General features: G+C 66.8%; 20 protein-coding genes. 7 read left to right on the forward strand and 13 right to left on the reverse strand.

What is annotated here, in order from left to right:
* Positions 1-3: 3 nt before the first annotated feature.
* Positions 4-630: a cysteine hydrolase family protein gene (locus KQ307_RS04170; protein ID WP_259727051.1), complete on the forward strand. Its 627-nt coding sequence runs from the start codon at positions 4-6 to the stop codon at positions 628-630.
* A 13-nt stretch (positions 631-643) separates the two neighbouring features.
* Here the strand turns inward: KQ307_RS04170 and KQ307_RS04175 are convergent, their stop codons facing one another.
* The 9 genes from KQ307_RS04175 to acpP form a co-directional block, all read right to left on the reverse strand.
* Complete coding sequence (locus tag KQ307_RS04175; RefSeq protein WP_259727082.1) at positions 644-1720, reverse strand: GTP 3',8-cyclase MoaA; 1077 nt, start codon at positions 1718-1720, stop codon at positions 644-646.
* Between the two features lie 44 nt (positions 1721-1764).
* The gene (locus KQ307_RS04180) at positions 1765-2382 is read right to left on the reverse strand and encodes a molybdenum cofactor guanylyltransferase (RefSeq protein WP_259727052.1); all 618 of its coding nucleotides are present in this window, start codon (positions 2380-2382) and stop codon (positions 1765-1767) included.
* Between the two features lie 37 nt (positions 2383-2419).
* A complete protein-coding gene (locus tag KQ307_RS04185) occupies positions 2420-3196 on the reverse strand; it encodes an ABC transporter permease (protein WP_259727053.1) in 777 nt (258 codons plus the stop codon).
* A complete protein-coding gene (locus KQ307_RS04190; protein WP_259701752.1) occupies positions 3193-4074 on the reverse strand; it encodes an ABC transporter permease in 882 nt (293 codons plus the stop codon). Before KQ307_RS04190 ends, KQ307_RS04185 begins: the two co-directional genes overlap by 4 nt.
* Entirely contained in the window at positions 4067-5233 is a 1167-nt protein-coding gene (locus KQ307_RS04195; protein ID WP_259727054.1) for a PotD/PotF family extracellular solute-binding protein, read from the reverse strand. The genes KQ307_RS04190 and KQ307_RS04195 overlap by 8 nt, the downstream gene beginning before the upstream one ends.
* A gap of 15 nt (positions 5234-5248) precedes the next feature.
* On the reverse strand, positions 5249-6190 hold the full coding sequence (locus KQ307_RS04200; protein WP_259727055.1) for an ABC transporter ATP-binding protein: 942 nt from the start codon (positions 6188-6190) through the stop codon (positions 5249-5251).
* Between the two features lie 146 nt (positions 6191-6336).
* Positions 6337-8352, reverse strand: coding sequence for a transketolase (gene tkt / locus KQ307_RS04205; protein WP_259727083.1), 2016 nt, complete (start codon positions 8350-8352; stop codon positions 6337-6339).
* Between the two features lie 53 nt (positions 8353-8405).
* On the reverse strand, positions 8406-9653 hold the full coding sequence (gene fabF / locus KQ307_RS04210) for a beta-ketoacyl-ACP synthase II (RefSeq protein WP_259727056.1): 1248 nt from the start codon (positions 9651-9653) through the stop codon (positions 8406-8408).
* Between the two features lie 8 nt (positions 9654-9661).
* On the reverse strand, positions 9662-9904 hold the full coding sequence (acpP, locus tag KQ307_RS04215) for an acyl carrier protein (protein ID WP_071800803.1): 243 nt from the start codon (positions 9902-9904) through the stop codon (positions 9662-9664).
* A gap of 152 nt (positions 9905-10056) precedes the next feature.
* Here acpP and psaC point away from each other — a divergent pair, with 152 nt between their 5' ends.
* From psaC to KQ307_RS04235, 4 genes are all read left to right on the forward strand, one after another.
* A complete protein-coding gene (psaC, locus tag KQ307_RS04220) occupies positions 10057-10302 on the forward strand; it encodes a photosystem I iron-sulfur center protein PsaC (protein ID WP_259701747.1) in 246 nt (81 codons plus the stop codon).
* A gap of 247 nt (positions 10303-10549) precedes the next feature.
* Complete coding sequence (gene glmS, locus KQ307_RS04225; protein ID WP_259727057.1) at positions 10550-12460, forward strand: glutamine--fructose-6-phosphate transaminase (isomerizing); 1911 nt, start codon at positions 10550-10552, stop codon at positions 12458-12460.
* A gap of 29 nt (positions 12461-12489) precedes the next feature.
* The gene (locus KQ307_RS04230; RefSeq protein ID WP_259727084.1) at positions 12490-13776 is read left to right on the forward strand and encodes a hemolysin family protein; all 1287 of its coding nucleotides are present in this window, start codon (positions 12490-12492) and stop codon (positions 13774-13776) included.
* A 61-nt stretch (positions 13777-13837) separates the two neighbouring features.
* The gene (locus KQ307_RS04235) at positions 13838-14845 is read left to right on the forward strand and encodes a Gfo/Idh/MocA family protein (RefSeq protein ID WP_259727058.1); all 1008 of its coding nucleotides are present in this window, start codon (positions 13838-13840) and stop codon (positions 14843-14845) included.
* On the opposite strand, the gene KQ307_RS04240 is transcribed toward KQ307_RS04235, so the two are convergent.
* Positions 14806-18102, reverse strand: coding sequence for a glycoside hydrolase family 15 protein (locus KQ307_RS04240; RefSeq protein WP_259727059.1), 3297 nt, complete (start codon positions 18100-18102; stop codon positions 14806-14808). The two genes, KQ307_RS04235 and KQ307_RS04240, sit on opposite strands and share 40 nt — an antisense overlap.
* Positions 18103-18238: 136 nt before the next feature.
* On the opposite strand from KQ307_RS04240, the gene KQ307_RS04245 reads away from it, so the two are divergent.
* On the forward strand, positions 18239-19006 hold the full coding sequence (locus KQ307_RS04245; protein WP_399235794.1) for a WecB/TagA/CpsF family glycosyltransferase: 768 nt from the start codon (positions 18239-18241) through the stop codon (positions 19004-19006).
* 16 nt (positions 19007-19022) lie between these two features.
* Here the strand turns inward: KQ307_RS04245 and KQ307_RS04250 are convergent, their stop codons facing one another.
* Complete coding sequence (locus KQ307_RS04250; protein WP_399235825.1) at positions 19023-19157, reverse strand: photosystem II reaction center protein K; 135 nt, start codon at positions 19155-19157, stop codon at positions 19023-19025.
* Between the two features lie 50 nt (positions 19158-19207).
* Entirely contained in the window at positions 19208-20341 is a 1134-nt protein-coding gene (gene tgt, locus KQ307_RS04255; protein WP_259727061.1) for a tRNA guanosine(34) transglycosylase Tgt, read from the reverse strand.
* Positions 20342-20430: 89 nt separating this feature from the next.
* Here tgt and KQ307_RS04260 point away from each other — a divergent pair, with 89 nt between their 5' ends.
* A complete protein-coding gene (locus KQ307_RS04260) occupies positions 20431-21207 on the forward strand; it encodes an adenosylcobinamide-GDP ribazoletransferase (protein WP_259727062.1) in 777 nt (258 codons plus the stop codon).
* Here KQ307_RS04260 and KQ307_RS04265 read toward each other — a convergent pair.
* A complete protein-coding gene (locus KQ307_RS04265; RefSeq protein ID WP_259727063.1) occupies positions 21199-22329 on the reverse strand; it encodes a sensor histidine kinase KdpD in 1131 nt (376 codons plus the stop codon). The two genes, KQ307_RS04260 and KQ307_RS04265, sit on opposite strands and share 9 nt — an antisense overlap.
* Positions 22330-22512: the final 183 nt, after the last annotated feature.

Genomic DNA, 22512 nt, shown 5'->3' on the forward strand with positions numbered 1-22512 from the left:
CCCTTGGCTCCCACGGCCCTGCTCCTGGTTGACATCCAGAACGGCACCTGCGGACCGGCCGGTCCCACCGGCAGCGCTGGAGCCACTCCCCTCGCCACGCTGCCTCATCCGCCGCACCCAGCTCGGCCGCCCGGCTTCGACGCCCACTTCCAGGCGGCGGTCCTGCCCCGGCTGGAGCAGGCGCTGGGCCACGCCCGCTCGAGCGGCCTGGAGGTGATCCACACCGTGATCGCCAACCTCACCGCCGACGGCCGCGACCGCAGCCTCGACTACAAGCGCTCCGGCCTGGGCTTTGCCCCGGGCAGCTGGGAGGCCCGGGTGATCGAAGCCCTCGCTCCCCGGCCCGATGAACTGGTGCTGCCGAAGAGTTCCTCCTCCCCCTTCAACTCCACCAGCCTCGATTATCTGCTGCGCAACATCGGCATCACCGAGCTGGTGGTGGCGGGCCTGCTCAGCGATCAATGCATCGATCACACCGTCAAGGATGCGGCCGATCGCGGCTACCACGTGATCTGCCTGATCGATGCCTGCATGGCCGAATCAGCCGAGCGCCACCGGGCGGCCCTCAGCTGCTTTCGGGGCTACTGCCGGCAGCTCTGCGTGGCTGAGTTCATCAGCACGTTGGCTTGAATCCCAGCCTCATTCACCCCCCCAGGTAGGCCATTTCTGCATGGGAGCGCTGGGTTGGGGCAGGCCCTGAAGAATGCTCTTCGGCACGCTCCTCGCTGTAACGGTCGTGGCGTCGGCTCCAGAGACTCCGCATCGCCCCGCTCAGGGACTCCCCAGCGGCTGAAGGCGAGCGCAACCAGGGCTTGAGATCCAGGCCACTGGAAGCAAACAGGCAGGTATAGGCCACCCCGTCGGCGGTGATGCGCAGCCGGTCGCAGTCACCGCAGAAGGGGGCCGAGATCGAAGCCACCACGGCGAGATGCCCCCCGCCATCGCGGTAGCGCCAGCGGCCGGCCGTGCCATGGGCCTGCCGACCCAGGGGCTCAAGCGGCCAGTGGGCGCCGATCCGCCGCACCATCTCGGCAGCGGGCAGCACCAGATCCGGCTGCCAGCCATTGCGGTTGCCCACGTCCATGAACTCGATCAGCCGCAGTTCGATTCCCCGTTGCCGGGCCAGCTCCGCCAGGGGCAGCAGCTGATCCTCGTTGCGGCCGCGGGCGATCACGGCGTTGAGCTTGAGAGCGCCCCTGGCGGGATCGAAACCAGCGCCAGAGGCATGGTCGAGGGCCCTGAGCACCTTCTCGAGCACGGCCTCTCCAGCCATGGCCCCACCGGCGAGGCCCGCCATGCGCGCCACGCTGGCGCCATCGGTGCCATCGAGGCTCACGGTGATCCGATCCAGGCCCGCTGCCCGCAGTTCCCGGGCCCGCTCGGCGCTGAGCAACACCCCATTGGTGGTGAGAGCGATCTCGCTCAGCCCCGGCGAACCTGAGCCGTCCCGCGCTCCGCGCAGGGGCCGCAGGGCCGCCACCAGCTCCTCCAGACCCCTGTGCAGCAGAGGCTCACCGCCGGTCAGCCGCAACCTGCTGAAGCCCAGCTCCGCCGCCGCGCCCACCAGCCGGAGCCGCTCCGCCTGGGTCAGCAGCTCCGGCGGGTCATGGCTGTCCGGGCAGCAGTAGGGGCAGGCAAGGTTGCAACGGGCGGTGAGGGAGAGACGCAACACTCCTGGCGGGCGGCCGAGGCGATCACGTGGCAAGGCCGGTCCGAGCATCGGCAGGGGGTGGGATGGCGCCGCCCGCCAAGCCTGGCGCAGCTTCACCCCGATTGGTTGCGGCTGGCCGGCCAGTCGGCCGGAGTGTTGGCGTTGACCAGCTGGAGCGGATCCAGGGCGACGGCACGGAAGCTGCGTTCCTGGCGCAGCCACCGCAGCAGGCTGCGGCCGCCACGGGCGGTGAAGTCGTCGAGTGAATCGCAGTGGTTCAAGCTGGCGGGATAGATCCCAACGAGGGGTTGAAGGCGCTGGCCGTCATGGGCAACCTGGATCCTGGCCGGGTCATGGTCGGCTGCCTCCACCAGCTCCTGCAGGGCCTCGAGGCGAAGCCAGGGCATGTCGACCGGGGTCAGCAACAGCCGCAGACCCCTGTGGTGAAGCATCAGGCGCCTGAGAGCCAGCAGGGGCCCCTCCCAGGGCGGCGGCTCCAGCAGCACCTCAAGGCGGAAGCCATCGCGCTCAGCGCACTGAAGCGCCAGCTCGCCGTGCTGGGGATGGCGGCTCAGCAGGGTGACCGGCTGCTGAAATCGGCCCAGCAGCCCCAGACTGTGCTCCAGCCAGGTGCCGCCGCAGGGATGGGCCAGCAGGGCCTTGTCGGTGCCCATCCGCCGGCTCTGCCCACCGCTGAGCAGGCAGGGACGAAGCGGTGGGAGAGAGGCCATAGCTCCAGGCTGTCAGAAACAGAACGCATCAGCGCCTTCATTCCCCGTCATTCGAGCCAAGACCAAGCCCGAGCAACCCGATGCTCACCAGCAGCACCATGGTGGCCATCACATGAATCTGGGGCGAGATTTCCCGTTGGAATGCCCCGGCGATGTAGAGGGGGAAAACGATCACCTGGCCGGCGGTGAAGGCGCTGATGATGTAGTCATCCAGGGAAAGGGAGAAGGAAAGCAGGAAGGCCGCCAGCAATCCAGGAGCCAGCAGTGGCAGGGTGATCTGCCCGAAGGTGCGCAGCGGGGTTGCGCCGAGGTCCTGGGCGGCGGCTTCCAGGCTCCAGTCCACCCCGCCCAGCCTGGCCTTCATGGTGAGGGCCGCGAAACTCAGGCAGAAGAGGCTGTGGGCCAGCACCAGGGTGCCGAAACCGCGGGGCAGGTTGATCTGCACGAACAGGTTCAGCAGTGAGGCGGCCAGCACGATCTCCGGGCTTGTCAGCGGCAACACCAGGAGCAGCTCGATCGCCCCATGGGCCCGCCCCTGGGAACGGCTCAGGCCGATCGCCATCAGGCCGCCGAGCACCGTGGCGATCAGGCTGGCGGCGAGGGCAAGGCTGAGGCTGGTCAGGAACGCATCGGTGAGGGCCCTGTCCCGGAATGGATGGAGCCAGTTCTCCAGCGTGAAGCCCTGCCAGATCAGGTTGAAGCGGCCGGAGGGGAGGTTGAAGCTGAACAGCACGATCACAACGATCGGCGCGAACAGCAGCCCATAGGCAAGACCGGCCCAAAGAGTGAGCAGGCGTGCGGCGATCCTGCTCATGACGCCGTCAGTTCCCTGCTGCCATGCCGCCGCACCTGGGCCAGCACAGCCCCGGTCATCAGCGTCATCAGCAGCAGCGCCAGGGCGGCCGCCTTCGGAGCCTGGCCCTGCACCAGCACCAGGTTCGAGATGGCGTTGCCGATCATCCGGTCGTTCGGACCGCCGAGGAACTGGGCATTCACCACATCCCCCAGCCCCGGAATCAGGCTCAGCACCACACCGGCACTGAGCCCCGGCAACGAGAGGGGCCAGATCACCCGGTAAAACGTGCTGAACCCACCGGCGTGCAGGTCGGCGGCGGCTTCGAGCCATTGAGGCTCGATCGACTCCAGGCTCACCACCAGGGGCAGCACCAGATAAGGAAGCATGTTGTAAGCCAGGCCGATCACCACAGCCGCGGCCGTGTTGAGCAGACGGCCATCACTGAGCAGGCCGATGCTCTCCAGGCCGCCGTCGAGGCCCAGGGCCCGGACCAGGCTCAGCACCGGCCCCTGATCGGCGAGCAGGGTCGTCAGGGCGATGGTGCGAACCAGATAGGAGGTGAAGAAGGGCACCACCACCAGGCCAAGCAGCAACCCCTTGAAGCGGCCACCGCGAAAGCTGATCCAGCAAGCCAGGGGATAGGCGATCAGCAGGGCGATCAGGCTGGCGCTGCCGGCGATCTGCAGGGAGCGCAGCAGGATCGGCGCGTACTGACCGATCACCTCGGCGTAGTTGTCGAGGCGTCCTGTGAAGTTCACCGCCAGGCTGAAGCGGTCGCGTGGCTCCGACAGCGACATCGGCACCAGGCTCGCCAGAGGCGCCACGAACCAGAGCAACAGCCAGAGCAGACCAGGGGCCAGCAGCGCCCACGGCCAACTCGGACGTGCCTCAGCCACTGATGATCGTGGCGAAGCGTTCATTGAACCGGACCTCCTCGCTGGGCGTGAGCGGACCGAAGATCTTCAACCGTGCCTCCAGGGCCGCATCGGGGAAGTTGAGGGGATTGGCGGCCAGGGCCCTGGTGGCGGGATCCTTCGCCAGCAGCTGCTGGACGCCCTCAACCGGGGTGATGTACTGCACCGCCGCCGCGATCCGCGCTGCCTCGGCGGGGGTGTAGACAAAATTCATCCACTCGGCGACAGCGGCTGGATGGGAAGCACCCTTGGGCATCACCATCACATCGGTGAAGAGCATCCCGCCGCTCTCAGGCACAACGAAGCGAAGTTTCGGCTGTTCGAGCGCCAGCTGGGCCACATCGCCCGACCAGGCCACACAGGCGGCGAAATTTCCCGCCAGCAGATCGTCCTGATAGTCGTTGCCGGTGAAGGCGCGGATCTGACCGTTCTGTTTGGCCTGCTCAAGCCGTTTGAACGAAGGTTCGGCGGCGGCGTAGCTGGGCTGGCCTGGATCCTTGCCATCGGCCAGCATCAGCAGGCCGATCGTGTCACGCATTTCGGTGAGGAAGCCCACCTTCCCCTTGAAGGCCGGATCAAACAGATCGTCCATCGAGTCGAGCTCACGCCCGGTGACTTCGCTGTTGTAGGCGATCCCCGCGATGCCCGACTGCCAGGGCAGGCTGAACGCTCCGGTGGGATCCCAGGATGGCTTGCGCAGGGTCGGGATCAGGTTCGCGGCATTCGGCACGGCGTCGAGGGGCAGCGCCTCCACCCAGCCCAGATCGATCAATCGTTGCGCCATCCAGTAAGTGGTGACGAAAATGTTCTGGGGGATGGTCTTGCCTGCAGCCAGCACCGGCTGGATCTTGGCGAAGAACGCATCGTTGTCGTTGTAATCCTCGTTGTAGGTCACCGGAATGCCGGTCTGCTTTGTGAAGCGCTCCACCGTGCCGGGGACCCCGTCCTGACTGGGATCGATGTAAATGGGCCAGTTGGAGATCACCAACGACCCGCGGGCGTCACCGTCAGCGGCGCCCGGACCACCGCCACCACGGCAGGCCGCCAGCAGACCAGGGCCCACCGCGGCTGCGGCGCCCGCAAGGGTGAGGCGGCGCAGCAGGGTGCGGCGCGTCAGGCGGGGACTCAGGGGCAGGGGCATGGCTGGGCTGATCGATCAGACGGTGAGCCGGTGGGCGGCAGCGGTCTGCCACACCACCCAGAGGCTTTCGCCCGACCGTACCGACGCCATCGCATCCCAACGGTTCAGCCTGACCACTAAGGGGCTGCCATCGGCGGCATCCAGCTCGACCAGCAGCGACGGACCCTGGAAGGTCACGGCGCTGACGCGGGCCCTGACAGCCTGCTCAGCCGGATCCGAGGGCAGGGGATCGGCCTGCAGCCGCAGCTGTTCAGGCCGCAGCAGCAGCTGGCTGCGGCCGTCGCCGCCCGCCAGCAGGTTGGCGCGGCCGATGAAGCGGGCCACGAAGGAGGAGCTGGGGGCGTCGTACACCTGGCGGGGCGGGCCGATCTGCTCGATCCGACCGGCATTCATCACCGCCAGCCGATCGCTCAGGGCCAGGGCCTCTTCCTGGTCGTGGGTGACGATCAGAAAGCTGATGCCGCACTCCCTCTGAATGCGTTTGAGCTCTTCCTGCAAGGTGCTGCGCAGGCCGGGATCGAGGGCGGAAAGCGGCTCATCGAGCAACAACGCCGCGGGTTGATTGACCAGGGCCCGAGCCAGCGCCGCCCGCTGCTGCTGCCCACCGGAAAGCTGCCCGGGGCGTCGAGCCGCCAGCTCGGACAGGCGGACACGCTCCAGGATCTCCCCCACCTGACGCCGCACCTCCGGTTCGGCCAGGCGGCGCGAGCGGGGTCCGAACGCCACGTTGTCCCACACGCTGAGGTGAGGGAAGAGGGCGTAATGCTGAAACACCGTATTGACGTTGCGGCGATGGGGAGGAGTTGCCGTCACATCCACCCCTTCCAGCCGGATCGTGCCCTGGCTGGGCCGCTCGAAACCGGCGATCATCCGCAGCGTGGTGGACTTGCCGCAGCCGGAAGGACCGAGCAGGGCGAAGAATTCGCCGCGCCCGACGCTCAGATCAATCCCCTCCACGGCACGGGTGGCGCCGAAGTGCTTGCCAACCTGCTCAAGGGCGATGACGGAATCCAGGGAAAGCGAGCCTTGCTCGCTGCAGGTTGGCGGAAGCCGGCGATCGCGGCGGTTGCGGTTCAGAAAAGCTGACCCGCTGAGGCGAGCTATCAGCCCAGAGCCTTCGCCTTCGCCACCACGTTGTCGACGGTGTAGCCGAACTTCTCAAGGCAAACGCCACCCGGAGCTGAGGCACCGAAGCGATCCACCGAGATCGTGTCACCGTCGAGGCCGGCATATTTGTGCCAGCCGAACGAGCCCGAGGCCTCCACCACCAGGCGCTTGCGCACCGCAGCGGGAATCACCGACTCGCGGTAGGCGGCATCCTGTTCCTCGAACAGCTCCACGCAAGGGATCGAAACCACCCGCACGTTGCGACCTTCGGCCCGCAACACCGCTGCAGCCTGAACGCAGAGGTCGAGCTCGGTGCCTGAGCCGATCAGGATCAGCTCGGGGGTGCCGTCGCTGTCTTCAAGGATGTAGGCCCCCTTGGCCACCTGCCCCGCTGAAGAGTTGGCCTGATTGGCCATCGCCTGGCGGCTGAGCGCCAGCACCGTGGGGCGTTTGCGGTTGGTGACCGCCACCTGATAGGCGCCGCTGGTCTCGTTGCCGTCACCGGGGCGGATCACCAGGAGATTCGGAATCGAGCGGAGCGAAGCGAGGGTTTCCACCGGCTGGTGGGTGGGACCATCTTCGCCAAGGCCGATCGAGTCGTGGGTGAGCACGTAGATCACACCCAGTTCACTGAGGGCCGAGAGGCGCATCGCCCCCACCATGTATCCCGCGAACACCAGGAAGGTGCCGCCGTAGGGGATCAGTCCGCTGCCGTGATAAGCGAGGCCGTTGAGAATGGCCGCCATGGCGTGCTCCCGCACACCGAAGTGCAGATAGCGGTTGGCCTCACCCCCTTTCTGAAAGCTGGCTTCACCCTTGATGTCGGTGAGGTTGGAGTGGGTGAGATCTGCCGAACCACCGATCAGCTCGGGGAGGTTGGGTCCGATCGCATTGAGGCAGTTGTAGGAATGCTGGCGGGTGGCCAGGCCCTTGTCGGCAGGAGTGAAGCTGGCCAGATTGGCATCCCAGTCCTGGGGCAGCTCGCCACGCAGCATCCGTTCAAATTCCGCTGCCTCAGTGGGGTATTGGCTGCGGTAGGTCTCCAGGCCGCTCGTCCATTCCGCCTCGGCAGCTGAACCTCGGCTGATCGCCTCGCGCCAGTGGTCATAGGCCGCCTGGGGCACCTCGAAGGTGCCATAGGTCCACTCCAGCGCCGCCCGGGTGAGCTCGGCCTCATCGGCGCCGAGGGCCGCGCCGTGCACACCAGCAGTGTTGGCCTTGTTCGGGGAGCCGTAACCGATCGTGGTGGTGACCTTGATCAGGCTGGGCCTGTCGGTGACGGCCTTGGCCGCCTCGATCGCCCGGGTGATCGCCGCCACATCGGTGTTGCCGTCGGCCACATGCTGAACATGCCAGCCGTAGGCCTCATAGCGCTTGATCACATCCTCGGTGAACGACACGCCGGTGTCGCCATCGATGGTGATGTGGTTGTCGTCGTAGAGAGCGATCAGCTTGCCGAGGCCAAGGTGGCCGGCCAGGGAGGCCGCCTCACTGGAGATGCCTTCCTGATGGCAGCCATCGCCCATGATCACGTAGGTGAAGTGATCAACGATCTGGGCACCGGGCCTGTTGAATTTCGCCGCCAGATGGGCTTCGGCGATCGCCAGACCAACGGCGTTGGCGATGCCCTGGCCGAGGGGGCCGGTGGTGACCTCCACGCCAGGGGTTTCGAAGGTTTCCGGGTGCCCCGGTGTTTTCGAGCCCCACTGCCGGAACTGCTTGAGGTCTTCCAGGCCAACGCTCTGATAGCCGGTGAGGTGCAGCAGCGAATAAAGCAGCATGCAACCGTGGCCGGCCGAGAGCACGAAGCGATCCCGGTTGAACCACTTGGGATTGCTTGGGTTGTGGCGCAGCACCTTGTCCCAGAGGGCGTAGGCCATCGGCGCCGCACCCATCGGCAGGCCGGGATGGCCGGAATTGGCCTTGTTGACCGCATCGATCGCCAGGAAGCGAATGCTGTTGATGCAGAGCGTGTCGATGGACAGGGTGTCCACTGCGGGGGCGGCGACCATGGCGAAGAGGGGTGGGGTGGAGAGGGTTTCCTCTGGGGGAGCGGAACGGACGTTCAGCTCATCCGGCGGAAGGCAAGGCAAACATTGTGACCGCCAAACCCGAAGGAGTTCGAGAGCACGACGTTCATTGTCTGTTCCCGCGCCTGGTTGGGCACGACATCCAGATCACAGGCCGGATCTGGAGTGTGGTAGTTGATCGTAGGGGGGACCAGGTTGTGGGCCATCGCCATCACGGCGGCCACAGCCTCGATGCCGCCACTGCCTCCAAGCAGGTGGCCGGTCATCGATTTGGTCGAACTGACTGGAATGGCCATGGCACGGGCACCCAGCGCGGACTTGATCGCAGCGGTTTCGTTGCTGTCATTGGCCTGGGTGCTGGTGCCGTGGGCGTTGACGTAATCCACCTCTTCCGGCTCCAGCTGGGCATCGGCCAGAGCCAGGCGGATCGCCTCCGCCGCTCCCACCCCCTCTGGCGAGGGCAGGGTGTAGTGATAGGCGTCGCAGGACATGCCGTAACCCACCACCTCAGCCAGGATCCCGGCCCCTCGGGCCCTGGCATGGTCGAGGCTTTCGAGCACAAGCACCCCGGCGCCCTCGCCGATCACGAAGCCGTTGCGTTCCAGATCGAACGGCCGACTGGCCGTGGCCGGGTCATCATTCCGGAAAGAAAGAGCCTTGGCGCTAGCAAAACCAGCCACCCCCAGCGGCGTGATGGCCGATTCGGCTCCGCCGCACACCATGGCGTCTGCCAGCCCGAGCTGGATCAGGCGATAGGCATCGCCGATCGCATTGGAACCGGCGGCGCAGGCGGTGGAGGCCGACGTGCTGGGCCCCTTGGCCCCAAGGGCGATGGCCGTCAGCCCGGTGGCCATGTTGGGAATCATCATCGGCACACAGAAGGGGCTGACCCGATCCGGTCCCTTGGCGGCCAGCACATGGGCCTGGGTCTCCATCATCAGCAGACCCCCCACCCCGGAGCCGATCGAAACCCCGACCCGCCCAGGCCCGACAGCTTCGATGTCCAGCCCCGCCTGGGCCACGGCCTGCTTGGCGGCCACAACGGCAAACTGACAGAAACGATCCCAGCGCTTCGCCTCCTTGCGCTCAATGCTCCCACTGGGATCAAAATCCTTGACTTCCGCCGCAAAGCGACAGGAATGGCGGGACGCATCGAACAGGGTGATCGCTGCGACGCCGTTGCGACCCGTGCTCAAGCCCTCCCAGAACTGGGAGACACTGTTGCCGATCGGTGTGACCGCGCCGAGGCCCGTGACCACGACGCGGCGGAGACCCTCCACCATCGACAACCTCAGGCCTGCTTGTCCTGGATGTAGGTGACGGCATCGCCGACGGTGGTGATCCCTTCCGCGGACTCGTCGGGGATCTCGATGTCGAAGGCTTCTTCCAGGGCCATCACCAGCTCGACGGTGTCAAGCGAGTCGGCACCCAAGTCGTTCTGGAAATTCGATTCGGGCTTCACCTCGGCGGCATCGACGCTGAGCTGCTCGGCAACGATCGAGCGCACTTTCTCGAAGATCGCTTCCTGTGACATGACCGATGTGTGGGAGGCCGCATCCTACGGGTCGCCCCGCACGGTCTCCGGAACCGACACTATGAAAAAGGATGACGGCCGAGGGCTGCTCTGGTCGCCAGAGCGACCGGTCTCGGTACTTTGGCCCCACGCCGTTCGCTTCCTGGCAGGGCATGTCCCATTCCGTCAAGATCTACGACACCTGCATCGGTTGCACTCAGTGCGTCCGTGCCTGCCCCCTCGACGTGCTCGAGATGGTCCCCTGGGATGGCTGCAAGGCCGCCCAGATCGCTTCATCACCCCGCACCGAAGACTGCATCGGCTGCAAGCGCTGCGAAACCGCCTGTCCCACCGATTTCCTGAGCGTCCGGGTCTATCTCGGTGACGAGACCAGCCGCAGCATGGGCCTCGCCTACTGAAGCTGCGCTCCGGACCCTCCATTCATACCGCAACCTGCATCCAGACCCGGCCCAGGCCGGGTTTTTTGCTGGCCGGATTGCGTTCTGGTTTGCTGCCCATTCCAGGTCCCGTTCCGGTTCAGGCCCCAGCTGGTGCCAGGCTCGACGGACTCCGGCAACGGATCGACGCGATGGGCGGACTGGACCTCTCCAGTTTCAAGCGACGGCGTTATCCATTAGAAACACCCTGAATTGCTGCCCATCGGCCATGTGTGGCATCGTCGCGGTAATCGGTTCCAGGGAGGCCGCCCCCCTGTTGCTCGAAGGCCTCCGCCAATTGGAGTACCGCGGATACGATTCCGCCGGTCTGGCCACCGTCGAGGCCACCCCAGCCGGGCCGGGGCAGCTCACCTGCCTGCGGGCCGAGGGCAAGCTCGTCAATCTTCAGCAGCGTTACGAGCAATACCCGGCCGCCGGGCATTGCGGGATCGGCCATACCCGCTGGGCCACCCACGGCAAACCGGAGGAACGCAACGCCCACCCCCATCTCGATGGCACTGGCCAACTGGCGGTGGTCCAGAACGGCATCATCGAAAATCACCGCAGTCTGCGGGAGCAGCTCCAGGCCAGTGGTGTCGTCTTCCTCTCCGACACCGACACCGAAGTCATCCCACATCTGATCAGCCAGTGCCTCGCCCGGCTGCGCTCCAGCGGCCGGGCGGCCAGCGGCAGCCTGCTGCTTGAGGCCGTGCAGCAGGTGTTGCCCGAGCTGCACGGCGCCTATGCCCTGGCCGTTGTCTGGGGCGAAACCCCCGGTGCCCTCGTGGTGGCGCGCCGCCAGGCGCCCCTGCTGATCGGGCTTGGGGAAGGGGAATTCCTCTGCGCCAGCGACACGCCGGCGCTGGCAGGCTTCACCCGCACGATCCTGCCGATGGAGGACGGCGAAGTCGCCCTGCTCACCCCCCTCGGCATCGAGCTCCACGACGCGCTGGGGAACCGGGTGCAGCGCACACCCAGCCTGCTCACGGGCACCGAACACGTGGCGGACAAGCGCAGCTTCCGCCACTTCATGCACAAGGAAATCCATGAGCAGCCCGAAACGGCTGCACTCTGGGTGGCCCGTCACCTGCCCCCACCGAGCGATGCTCCCGGCTCCCCCTCGCTGGTGGCTCTTCCCCTGCCGGCAAAAGTGTTCGAGGGGGTGGAGCAGATCCAGATCCTGGCCTGTGGCACCAGCCGGCACGCTTCGCTGGTCGGCGCCTACCTGCTGGAGCAGCTGGCCGGCATTCCCACCAGCGTCTTCCACGCCAGCGAATTCCGTTACGCACCCCCACCCCTGGCCCCGCACACGCTCACGATCGGGGTGACCCAGTCGGGGGAAACGGCCGACACCCTCGCCGCCCTGGTGATGGAGGAGGAGCGGCGCGGCCTGATCGCCGACCCCGCCTATGCCGCCAGGTTGCTGGGCATCACCAACCGCGCCGAGAGTTCGCTCGGCCGGCTGGTGCCCCACCTGCTCGACATCGGCGCCGGCATCGAGGTGGGGGTGGCGGCGACCAAAACCTTCCTGGGGCAGTTGCTGACGTTCTATGGCCTGGCTCTGGCCTTCGCCGAGAGGCGCTCCAGCCGCAGCCCCGCCCAGCTCCAGGAGCTGGTGAGTGGTCTGCGGGCACTGCCTGCCCAGCTGAAGGAGCTGGTGGAGGAGCACGATCGACGCTGTGCCGAGCTGGCCCATCTGTTCGCCGATACCCAGGATGTAATTTTCCTGGGCCGTGGCATCAACTACCCCATTGCCCTGGAGGGAGCCCTCAAACTGAAGGAGATCAGCTACATCCACGCCGAGGGCTATCCAGCCGGGGAGATGAAACACGGTCCGATCGCCCTGCTGGATTCGAGAGTGCCGGTGGTGTCGATCGCCATGCCTGGTCGGGTCTTCGAAAAGGTGCTCTCGAACGCCCAGGAGGCGAAGGCGCGCGATGCCCAGCTGATCGGCGTGGCCCCTGAGGGCCCCGACACCGCCTTGTTCGACGTGCTGTTGCCGGTCCCGGCCGTGGACGAACTGCTCTCGCCCCTGCTGACCGTGATCCCGATGCAGTTGCTGAGCTATCACATCGCCGCTCACCGCGGCCTTGATGTCGATCAGCCCCGCAATCTCGCCAAGAGCGTCACCGTGGAGTGATCCCCCCTTCCCTACCCCCGTTCCTCTCCATGCGCCTGCTTGCCCTGCTGGCCGCCCTGATCGCTCTGCTGGGTTTCTTTGCCGCTGGAGAATTTGCCCTGATCCGGCTGCGGCCGAGCCGCGTCAAGGTGCTGGCGGCCGAAGGATTCCGCGGGGCGATGGCGGTGGAGCGGTTGCAGGGCCGGTTGCGCCGCGCCCTGCTCTCCACCCAGCTGGGGGCGGCCCTCGCCCTGGTCGCCCTGGGCTGGGCCGGCAGGGGCCTGGCCGTGCGGCTGGATCCCGAAACCAGCCGCCCCTGGATCGACGTGCTGGTGTTTCTGCTGCTGGTCTGCCTGGCCACCCTGTTGGGCGGCCTCCTGCCGAAGGCCTGGGTGATGCATCGGCCGGAAGCCTCAGCCCTGCGGCTGGCCCCGCTGCTGGAGTCGGTGAACCTCACGCTGGCCCCCCTTCTTTCGGTGCTGGAGCACCTGGCCGATGCTCTGTTGCGGCTGCTCGGCCTGCCACGCAACTGGGATGCCCTGGTGCCCGCCCTCTCGGCCGGTGAGCTGGAAACCCTGATCGAATCGAACAGCGTCACCGGCCTTTTGCCCGATGAGCGCAACATCCTCGAAGGAGTGTTCTCACTCCGCGACACGCCTGTTCGCGAAGTGATGGTTCCGCGCTCCGGCATGGTGACCCTGCCGCTCGACGTGTGTTTCGCCGAGATGATGGATGCGGTGCACGCCACCCATCACGCCCGCTTCCCGGTGATCGGCCAGTCCCTTGATGACATCCGGGGCGTTCTGGATCTGCGCCGGCTGGCCGAACCGATCGCCAGGGGCCAGCTGCAGGGTGACACCCCCCTGGCCCCGTTCATCTCGGCGGTGGCCAGCGTGCAGGAAACGGCCTCCCTGGCCGAGTTGCTGCCACTGATCCGCAGCGGCCACCCCCTGCTGGTGGTGGTTGATGAACACGGCGGCACCGAGGGACTGGTCACGGTCGCCGACCTCACCAGCGAGATCGTCGGCGACGAGGACAGCCTGGAATCAGGCCAGGCCGATGTTCAGCAGATCGAGGACGACAGCTGGCTGGTGGCTGGTGATCTGGAAATCTTCGATCTGAATCGTCAGCTGGGGTTGAAGCTGCCGGAGGCGGATGGCCACCACACCCTGGCCGGCTTTCTCCTGGAGCGCCTGCAGCACATCCCGGCCCCCGGTGAGAGTCTGCGCTGGAAAGGTGATCAGTTCGTGATCAGCGTCATGGATGGCCCACGCATCGAGCGGGTGCAGATCACCCGGCGAGCCTCCGACGAGCCGACCGCTGAGCCGAGTGCCTGATCGTTGATAATGACCACACCGGTGGATGGACGTTCGTTTTGATCCGTGTACGCGTGAAGCGATGACCAGCGATCCCATCGCGCCGGTCAAGGTGGGCGTCATCGGCATCGGCAACATGGGCTGGCATCACGCCCGCGTTCTCAGCCTGCTGCGCGATGGCGAACTGGTCGGCGTCGCCGACCTCAATGCCCACCGCGGTGAACTGGCGGTTGAGCAGTTCGGCTGCCGCTGGTTCGCCGACTTCCAGGACCTCCTGCCCCATGTGGAGGCGGTCTGCATCGCTGTGCCGACCCTCCTGCACCACCGCGTCGGCATGGCCTGCCTGCGGGCTGGCGTGCATGTGCTGATCGAAAAACCGATCGCGGCCAACCAGGACGAGGCCTCCGAACTGATTCAGGCCGCCGAGCTGGCCGGCCGCCAGCTCCAGGTGGGTCACATCGAACGCTTCAATCCAGCCTTCCGTGAGCTGCTCAAGGTGGTGGCCAACGAAGAGGTGATGGTGCTGGAGGCACGCCGTCACAGTCCCCATGCCGATCGCGCCAACGACGTTTCGGTGGTGCTCGACCTGATGATCCACGACATTGACCTGGTGCTGGAACTGGCCCAGGCTCCGGTGGTGCGTCTGGCGGCGGTGGGTGGACGCAGTGCCGAAGGTCCGATCGACTTCGTCAATGCCACCCTGGGGTTCGAGAACGGTGTGGTGGCCAGCCTCACGGCCAGCAAGATGGCCCATCGCAAGATCCGCAGCCTCAGCGCCCACTGCCGGGAAAGCCTGGTGGAAACCGACTTCCTCAACCGCAGCCTTCACATCCACCGCCGGGCCCACGAATGGGTGTCGGCAGATCAAGGCGAGCTTCTCTACCGCAACGACGGCTTCATCGAAGAGGTGAGCACCACATCGATCGAACCCCTCTATGCCGAGCTGGAGCATTTTCTGCAGTGCGTGCGCGGCTGTGAGATCCCCGCGGTGAATGGCCAGCAGGCCTCCCGCGCTCTCGTGCTCGCCAACCTGATCGAGCAGGCCGTCGATCAGCCGTCGCTCTGCATGACCCTCGACGCCCCGATCTGAACGGCCACCGGCCCTGGGCTTTCGGTGAGCTCGCGCAGGGCGAGCATCTGCCAGCGGCGGCAGCTGGCCGGCGACGCTCGGTAGAAGCGATCCCAGGCTTCCGCCTTGTGGAGGGCATACGCCTCGGCCGACTGATCCGGGTGGCCCAGCTGCCAGCCCACCCGGACGGCGTGGCCGATCACCACGTCGAGGGCCAGAGAATCATCGAAGCGGGCGGAGGGGTTGGCCCCGACGAAGGCCACCAGGGAGAGCAGGGTTTCGGAGCAGAGCTGCCGATATTCGGAGGCTTCGATCTTGCTGAGCAGGTGATCCACGAGGGAGGCGAAATTGCGCTCTCCGGGGGTCTTCTCAGAGATCAATGGGGCACTGTCCAGGCGGTTGCGGCGCTCCAGCTTGTCGCCGATGACCAGACCCTGGCAGTGGTGCAGCAGGTCCCAGATGCCGGCATAGAAATCCCTTGGAACCCGCTGCAGGGCTCCGAGCCGCTGGCGGTGCTGCAACCAGCAGACCTTCCCGACCGGCAGATCTTCGAGAGGATCGGGCACATCCCAGCGCACCCGGCCGCTGATGTGGAGCTGCTCCTTGCGGCGCAGGGCCTCCCGGGCATGGTCCACATCGGCCAGCACGGCCCGCAGGCGGCGACGGATCGCATGGGGAGGGAGGCTGCAGAGTGTTTCGAAGGCGTCATCGGGAGTGAGATCACGCTCCGCGGCCAGCTCTCCGGTGAGCAGGAGCAGCAGCTGGCCGAGTTGCAGGGTGAGGCTGCCCCTGAGCAGACCCGGTTCCTGCCTGGCCAGGCCATCGAGGCCCAGCAGCAGCTCCTGCTGCACCATCCACTCACGGCCATCCTCGCCACTGAAGCGCTGGATCATGGCGCCGATCGCCCCACTCCCCTGCGGCTGGGTGATCAGGGAATCCCGGGTGTAGTTGCGGCCGACCACCAGCTGCTTCTGCAGCACCAGCAGGTCGGTGAGGGCATCCTCGAGCTGGGGGTGAACCAGGCGCATCAGGCCGGCGCAACGCCGCACCACCGACCAGTTGGACTCGGCCAGGCTGCGGCGATAGACCTCTTCCACCAGAGCCAGCAAGGTCACCGGACCGGTTCGGGACGGCCCCTGCAGGATGGCGGTCTGGCCGAGCCGGCGCATCAACTGATCGAGGAGCTCCGCCTGCTCGCTCAAGGAGGTGCTCTCCCAGAGCCGTTCGGCCAGATCGGCCATCGGGATCTCTTCGAGCTCCTGTTCCTGCTGCAGCGTGAGCGGTTGCTGACTGGTGCTGCTGAGCAGGATCGGCGCTGGGCTGGCTTGCTCAGGGGCGGCGCCGGTCAGCGGATCGGGCAACCTCACCCAGCAGGCCTGATCCGTGAGGGCATCGAGCTGGTCGAGCCGTACCGGAACGCCCTCGAAACAGCCGCTCGCCAGGGCCTGGCCCAGCCGGATCACGGCGTCGGGATCGCGCTGGAAGGGTCCGGCACCCACCGGAATCACCAGCAGGGGGTGGCCGGCGCCACGCCAGTGGCGCTGCAACAGGCGCAGCTCGCTCAGCACCGTGTCCGCCAGCTGGTCAGGGTCATCAACCAGATAGAAGGTGCCCTCCTCGAGTGCCGCCGGCAGGAACGCGATCGGTCCATCGGCATCGTGGTACAGCCGAGCCGTGGCCATGCTTTCCATCCGCACGGGGGGATGGCCACTGAGCCCTAGCGCGGCGTTGGCGCCCACCCTGGCCATGCGGGAGGCCAGCTCCTGGGAACTGGCCTGTCGCACCACCCTGCCCTCACCACTCACCGGCAGGCCCGCCGCCGTCAGGGCCGCTGCGATCGCCGGGTTGGCCGGGGCGAGGGCCACCAGCACCCGATCCGTCCCCGGCGCCATGGGTTCTCGGCGGCCGCAGGGATCAATGTCCGCCGGCGTGATCAGGCCGTTGAGCAGGAGCTCCCCGAGCCAGGTGAGGCTCTGGGTCCAGAGCAGGGGAACGTTGGGATTGGCGACGCGGGCCTGGCTGCCTGGCTGACGACGTTCCGCCTCGATCGCGGCAGCCGGCACGAGATAGAGCTCCGGCAGGAGGGGGACTCCCTCCACCTCCACACTCACCGAGGCCAGACGCTGCCGCCAGCCCCAGGCCTCCTCCCAGCGCAGCTCACAACAGGCTGTGACCAGTTCGTAGGCGAAGAAAAGGGGCCATTCGCACTCGATCGCTTCGAACTGGGCCAGCTCCTCCCGCTCGTAATGAAGACGACGGTGGTCCTCCATCACCGTCTGATGGCCATCGCGGCGGAAGCGCTTGTAGCCGTAGATCCCACCCAGGTCACGGCGGATCTTGCTGCGGGTGCGCTCCACCAGCTGCGGATCCTCCACAGCCCAGGCGGGGTAGCCGATCACCGCCAGGCAGGCGCTGTCGACCTCCTTGCTGGCCGATTCCCGCGGCAGCAGGGCCTGCAGGGCCCGACGCAACCGAATCACCGGCGGCTGGGGAATGTGGAGCACATGGCTGCCATCCCCATGGCCCCCGAACAGGTCGAGGCCATCGAGAGCTTCGAGCGCCGCCTTGACCAAACCGATCGAACTGGCATTGCGCTCCGGTTCGCCATGGTTGCCCTTGTCGCCCCGCTCCCAGATGCCGTAGTCGGCGACCCGGTAGGCCCGGGCGATGTAATACACCAGATTCTGCAGAAAATCCCGCTCATGGTGGCTCTGAACCACCACAAGGCCAGCGCGGGTGAGCTGGGCCAGCTGGAGCAGGTAGAGCGCCGTGGCATCGAGTTGCAGATGGCCCCAGGCCTCATCGGCCACCACCGGATCGCCTCTGGAGGTGTCGAACTTGGCGTGAATCGCGTCGAGGCGGTGGAGGCTGTTCTTGAAACGCTCCACCTTGTGGGCCTGGCGCATCATCGCGACCAGCAGACCGCGCATCAGCTGAAGCACCCGCTGATCCAGCTCGAAGACCCTGGTGGTCGCTCCATTCAGCCGGCGGTGGGCCAGGGCGAGCCCCCAGACGCACTGAATGGAATAGACACAATCGCGAACCCAGGCATCGCCGTAGTTTCCGTGCACCGTGTGGGCGGTGCTGGCCGGCAGCAGACCACTGATCGGATGCTGTCGCACCAGGACGACCCTGGCGATCTGGGAATCGAGACGTCGCAGCAGATCCTGGGCTTCCGCCTCCGGCAGGGTCCGCGGTGCCTGCAGCGGAGGCTGCTCCGGCCATCCGAGGCCCTGACCAGCGCTGTCCAACGGGTTGAAACTCACAATGCTGGCCATCCTGCCGTTGACCGGGCCGCTAACCGGGCCATTGACCGGGAAGTCCAGCTGGATCCGCCGATGGAGTCGCCGCAGATCACATCACGTCGGTACTCTCCTTCCATTCTCCCAGCGGCCCCGAGGGTCTTCAGCAGCGATGGCGACTGAATCGGTGCGGACTTCATCCGGGAGATCCTCCGGGAGGAGTCGGGTGCTGGGCATTCCCGTGGATGTCTGCCCCGATGTGTTCGCCGCCGCGATCGCCCTGCAGGGCCGCGGAGGCGGCCAGATCGTCACCCTCAACGCCGAGATGACCATGGCCGCCCGGGAGGATCCCGCCCTGGGCGCCGTGATGGAAACCGCCGCGCTGGTCATTCCCGATGGAGCGGGGGTGGTCTGGGCCCTGGGGCTGCAGGGCTATCGCGTGCGGCGCAGCCCTGGCATCGAGCTGGCCCACCGGCTGTTGAGCCATGCCGCCGGGGCCGGCTGGCGGGTCGCCCTGGTGGGGGCCAGCCCAGAAGTGATGACCTCCCTGGTGGGGCGGCTGCAGCGGGAACAGCCTGATCTGAATCTCGTTCTGGCGGTCGATGGCTACCAGAGCGATCAAGCCTGGAATGCTCTGGAGCGCGACCTGCTGGCGGCCCGCCCTGATCTGGTCCTGGCAGCCCTCGGCGTGCCCCGCCAGGAAATCTGGATTCAGAGGCTGCATCAGGGGCAGCCGGGCCTGTGGATGGGCGTGGGCGGCAGCTTCGATGTCTGGGCCGGCACAAAAAAAAGAGCCCCCAACTGGATGGGGGCTCTGCAGATCGAGTGGTTGTTCCGGCTCTATCAGGAACCCCACCGCTGGAGAAGAATGCTGTCGCTGCCAGCCTTCGCCTGGGACGTGATCCGAAGCGGAGAAAATCCGCTGAAGCGAAAACGCTGACCAGCCGGCTCTGGAATCAGCGAAAACCGACGGATGCCTGCCAGACGAAGGCCAGCAACAGGAAAAAGAGGGGGATGATCGGCAGCACATCCACGAGTGGACCGAACGCCTGGTAAGCCTCGGGAAGCTGGGCCAGGTTGAGAACAGGCATCCCGGAAAAAACGGCCATTCCTGGTGCTGAAAACAAGATTTGCCTGGACGCTACCACGTGTGTGCCGCCTGAGAGCCGGGCTCCCAGGGAGCGAAATCCTCTGCAAAAGAACCATCGCGGATCGCGGTGGCCATCGCCGCTGTGAACCGGATCAGGTGGGTGAGGTTGTGGAGGCTCAGCAGGGTGCGCCCCAGCATTTCGCCACTGCGGATCAGGTGATGCAGATAGGCGCGGCTGTGGTGGACACAGGCCGGGCAATGGCAGCTGGCATCGAGGGGGGAGTGGTCGTGGCGAAAGCGGGCATTGCGCAGATTCCAGCGCTCCCCTCCCACCAGGGCGGTGCCGTGCCGTCCGAGCCGGGTCGGGAGCACACAATCGAACAGATCGATGCCCTGGGCCACGGCAATCGCCATTTCAGGCAGACTGCCAACCCCCATCAGGTAGCGGGGGATGTGCTCCGGCAGCAGGGGGGTGACCTGGCGGACAATCCGGTGCATCGCCTCGACCGGTTCGCCGACACTGACCCCACCGATGGCGATGCCTGGCAGATCGAGCGCCGCAACCGCCCGTGCCGATTGCTCCCGCAGGTGGGGATAGGTGCCCCCCTGCACGATGCCGAACAGCGCCTGATCCGAGCGGGCGTGCACATCCAGGCAACGCTCAAGCCAGGAATGGGTGCGACGGCAGGCGGCTTCGACGACCGCCTCAGTGGCCGGATAGGGGGGGCATTGATCAAAGGCCATCACCACATCGGCCCCCAGGGCCATCTGTATCTCGATCGAGCGTTCCGGCGTGAGTGTGATGCGCGCCCCGTCGCGAGGGGAGCGAAACACCACACCTTCGTCATCGATGCGGTTGATGGCACCGAGGCTGAAAACCTGAAAACCGCCGGAGTCGGTGAGCAGGGGCCCCGACCACCCCATGAAACGGTGCAACCCTCCTGCCTCGGCCACCACCAGTTCACCGGGCTGCAGATGCAGGTGATAGGTGTTGGCCAGCACCATCTGGGCTCCGGTGGCCGCCAGCTGAGCGGCTGTGACCCCCTTCACGGTGGCAGCCGTGCCCACCGGCATGAACCGTGGTGTCTCGATCACACCGTGGGGGGTGTGAAACCGCCCGCAACGGGCGTTGGTGCGCGGGCAATGGGCGGTGCGCTCGAAATGGAATGGAGTGGGCTCGCTCAAGGGTCGGCGTCTGCACCGGCTTGGAACAAGGCTGGGCTCGGTCCACTGTGGGTTGAACTTAAGAGGTGCCGTCCAGCGGCGATCCACCCGTGAGCTCCCCATCCCCCGGACCTGAGCGGTCGCCCGGCTGGTTGCGCGACCTGGCCGGCGCCTGGGTGTTCTACAGCGTCTTGCCGGCCTGGCCGTGGCTGACGCCACGCTTCGAGCGGATCGCCCGTTTTGCGCCCTGGATCGGCGCTGGCCTGGGCGGGTTTCAGGCCCTCCTCTGGGTGCTCACCGAAAGCCGGCTGGCACCGGCCGCCGTGGTTGCCCTGGTGCTGGCCCTCGGCCTCGTGCTCACCGGTGGCCTGCACAGCGACGGGGTCATGGACACCGCCGACGGGCTCGCCGCCGGCGACCGGTCCCTGGAGGCGATGGAGGACAGCCGGGTGGGGGCCAGCGGAGTGATCGCCTTTGCGGTGCTGGTGTTGCTGCGCGGCGCCGGCCTGCTCTGCCTGGCGGGGCTGGCTCCAGCCGGCGCGGTGGCCCTCGCGCTGATCTGGGCGGCGGTATGGGGCCGGATCGCCCCGCTGCTGGCCATCGCCTGGTTCCCCTATCTCAGGCCAGGGGGGACGGCCGGCTTCCACCGTCGGCACTGGCATGGCCTGGCCCGGGAACTGCGGCCATCAATCCTGCTGCTGGGGCTGCTGAGCCTGGTGGGTGGAGGCTGGTTCTGGCAGGGCTGGCTGGGCCTGCTCCCCGCTGTGCTGGTGCCACTCTGGCTGGGCCGACGGCTGGGCGGCCACAGCGGGGACACCTACGGAGCCTGCGTGGAGTGGACCGAAGGCCTGGGCCTGCTGCTGACGGCCCTGGCCCTTTCAGGCTGAAGGGAGGGCCGGGGGCAACTCCAGGCAGAACGCATTGCCTTCTCCCGGCAGGCCGGGATCAAAGCCAGCTGGCGGCTGGATCAGGCGCAGCTCACCGCCGAGGTTGCGGGCCAGCTCCCGCGCCAGAGCCAGCCCGAGCCCCGAGCCGGGACGGTCCCGGGACCGTGAACCGCGCACACCCGGCTCGAAGATCGCTTGCCGCTCAGCGGCAGCGATCGGCGGACCGCCATCCCAGACGCAGATCTGGAGGCTGGACGGCTCGCCCTGATCCTGCCGACATCGCAGCCCGACCGGAGTGCCCTCGGGGCTGTAACGGAAGGCGTTCTCCAGCAGATTGGCGAGGATCTCAGCCACGGCGGCGCTGTCTCCACACCAGGCGGGGCTCTGGCCAGGACCAGACCAGCCACGGCCCTGCAGCGAGGCCGTGGCCGCGGCCCGCTGCAGCAGGGGCTCCAGCCGCTCCTGCAGCGGTTGCGGCTCGATGGAACTCAGGGTCGGGGGCAACAGCAAGGGCATGGGAGCCACCGCGCCGGGGCCGATGCCGGGACGTTGATCGAGGCTGTCGATCGCATCGACGTATTGATTGAGCTGCCGTTCCTCCGCCAGCAGACCCTCGACAAGGGAGCGATTGGTGGCATCGCCCTCCAGGCGTCGCTTCAGCAGCTGACCAAAAGTGCGCAAGGCGGCCAGAGGGTTGCGGAGCTGATGCACCAGCAGGCGCAACTGCTGGCTCTGAAGCTCCAGACGGTGTTCGAGCCGCTGCTGTTCCAGATCGAGGCGCAGAGCCTCGCTCAGGCAGTGCGCCACCTCCTGCAGTCGCGTGGTCAGGGTTGGTGACCAGGGCAACTGGGTGGTTTCCACTCTCAGGGCCCCCAGCAACGTGCTCTCCTGCCGCAATGGGAACCAGGCGCGTTCGGCACTGGGCTTGAGCAGGCTGGGATCCTCCTCCAGCGCCGGCAGGGCCAGGGTGGTGATCGGCCACCTGCCGACGGGGATCAGCCCGGGTTTTCCGTCGTTGAGAGGCAGGGCGAGATAGACGACGAGAGCACTGAGCTCGGGACGGTCGGCAAACTGGGCGAGCTGATGACCGAGCAGCGACTGGAAGCGGGCCGAGATCTCCATCAGCGACTGGCCTTCAACCGCAGGAAAGGAATTTCCTAACCGACGTTGGAAATCCGTGGAAAAGCCTTAAGATTTGAGTATCGACCAATACTTCGCAATCCGCGAGCCGGAACCCAACGCGAAGCAATGGCGGCATCGGTTGCTCTTTCCTTGCAACGGAGGCTACAGCAGAGGCAGGCACGT

The sequence above is a fragment of the Synechococcus sp. CS-1326 genome (genome assembly GCF_025128115.1).
In the GTDB taxonomy this organism is placed as follows: domain Bacteria; phylum Cyanobacteriota; class Cyanobacteriia; order PCC-6307; family Cyanobiaceae; genus Regnicoccus.

Coding starts and splice junctions, on each gene's coding strand:
- KQ307_RS04180 (WP_259727052.1), bottom strand. CDS start 2,382: ATGGCCTCTCTCCCACCGCTTCGTCCCTGCCTGCTCAGCGGTGGGCAG.
- KQ307_RS04235 (WP_259727058.1), top strand. CDS start 13,838: ATGACCAGCGATCCCATCGCGCCGGTCAAGGTGGGCGTCATCGGCATC.
- psaC (WP_259701747.1), top strand. CDS start 10,057: ATGTCCCATTCCGTCAAGATCTACGACACCTGCATCGGTTGCACTCAG.
- glmS (WP_259727057.1), top strand. CDS start 10,550: ATGTGTGGCATCGTCGCGGTAATCGGTTCCAGGGAGGCCGCCCCCCTG.
- fabF (WP_259727056.1), bottom strand. CDS start 9,653: ATGGTGGAGGGTCTCCGCCGCGTCGTGGTCACGGGCCTCGGCGCGGTC.
- KQ307_RS04240 (WP_259727059.1), bottom strand. CDS start 18,102: ATGGCCAGCATTGTGAGTTTCAACCCGTTGGACAGCGCTGGTCAGGGC.
- tkt (WP_259727083.1), bottom strand. CDS start 8,352: ATGGTCGCCGCCCCCGCAGTGGACACCCTGTCCATCGACACGCTCTGC.
- KQ307_RS04175 (WP_259727082.1), bottom strand. CDS start 1,720: ATGCTCGGACCGGCCTTGCCACGTGATCGCCTCGGCCGCCCGCCAGGA.
- KQ307_RS04230 (WP_259727084.1), top strand. CDS start 12,490: ATGCGCCTGCTTGCCCTGCTGGCCGCCCTGATCGCTCTGCTGGGTTTC.
- acpP (WP_071800803.1), bottom strand. CDS start 9,904: ATGTCACAGGAAGCGATCTTCGAGAAAGTGCGCTCGATCGTTGCCGAG.
- KQ307_RS04245 (WP_399235794.1), top strand. CDS start 18,239: ATGGCGACTGAATCGGTGCGGACTTCATCCGGGAGATCCTCCGGGAGG.
- KQ307_RS04265 (WP_259727063.1), bottom strand. CDS start 22,329: ATGGAGATCTCGGCCCGCTTCCAGTCGCTGCTCGGTCATCAGCTCGCC.
- KQ307_RS04250 (WP_399235825.1), bottom strand. CDS start 19,157: ATGCCTGTTCTCAACCTGGCCCAGCTTCCCGAGGCTTACCAGGCGTTC.
- KQ307_RS04195 (WP_259727054.1), bottom strand. CDS start 5,233: ATGCCCCTGCCCCTGAGTCCCCGCCTGACGCGCCGCACCCTGCTGCGC.
- KQ307_RS04185 (WP_259727053.1), bottom strand. CDS start 3,196: ATGAGCAGGATCGCCGCACGCCTGCTCACTCTTTGGGCCGGTCTTGCC.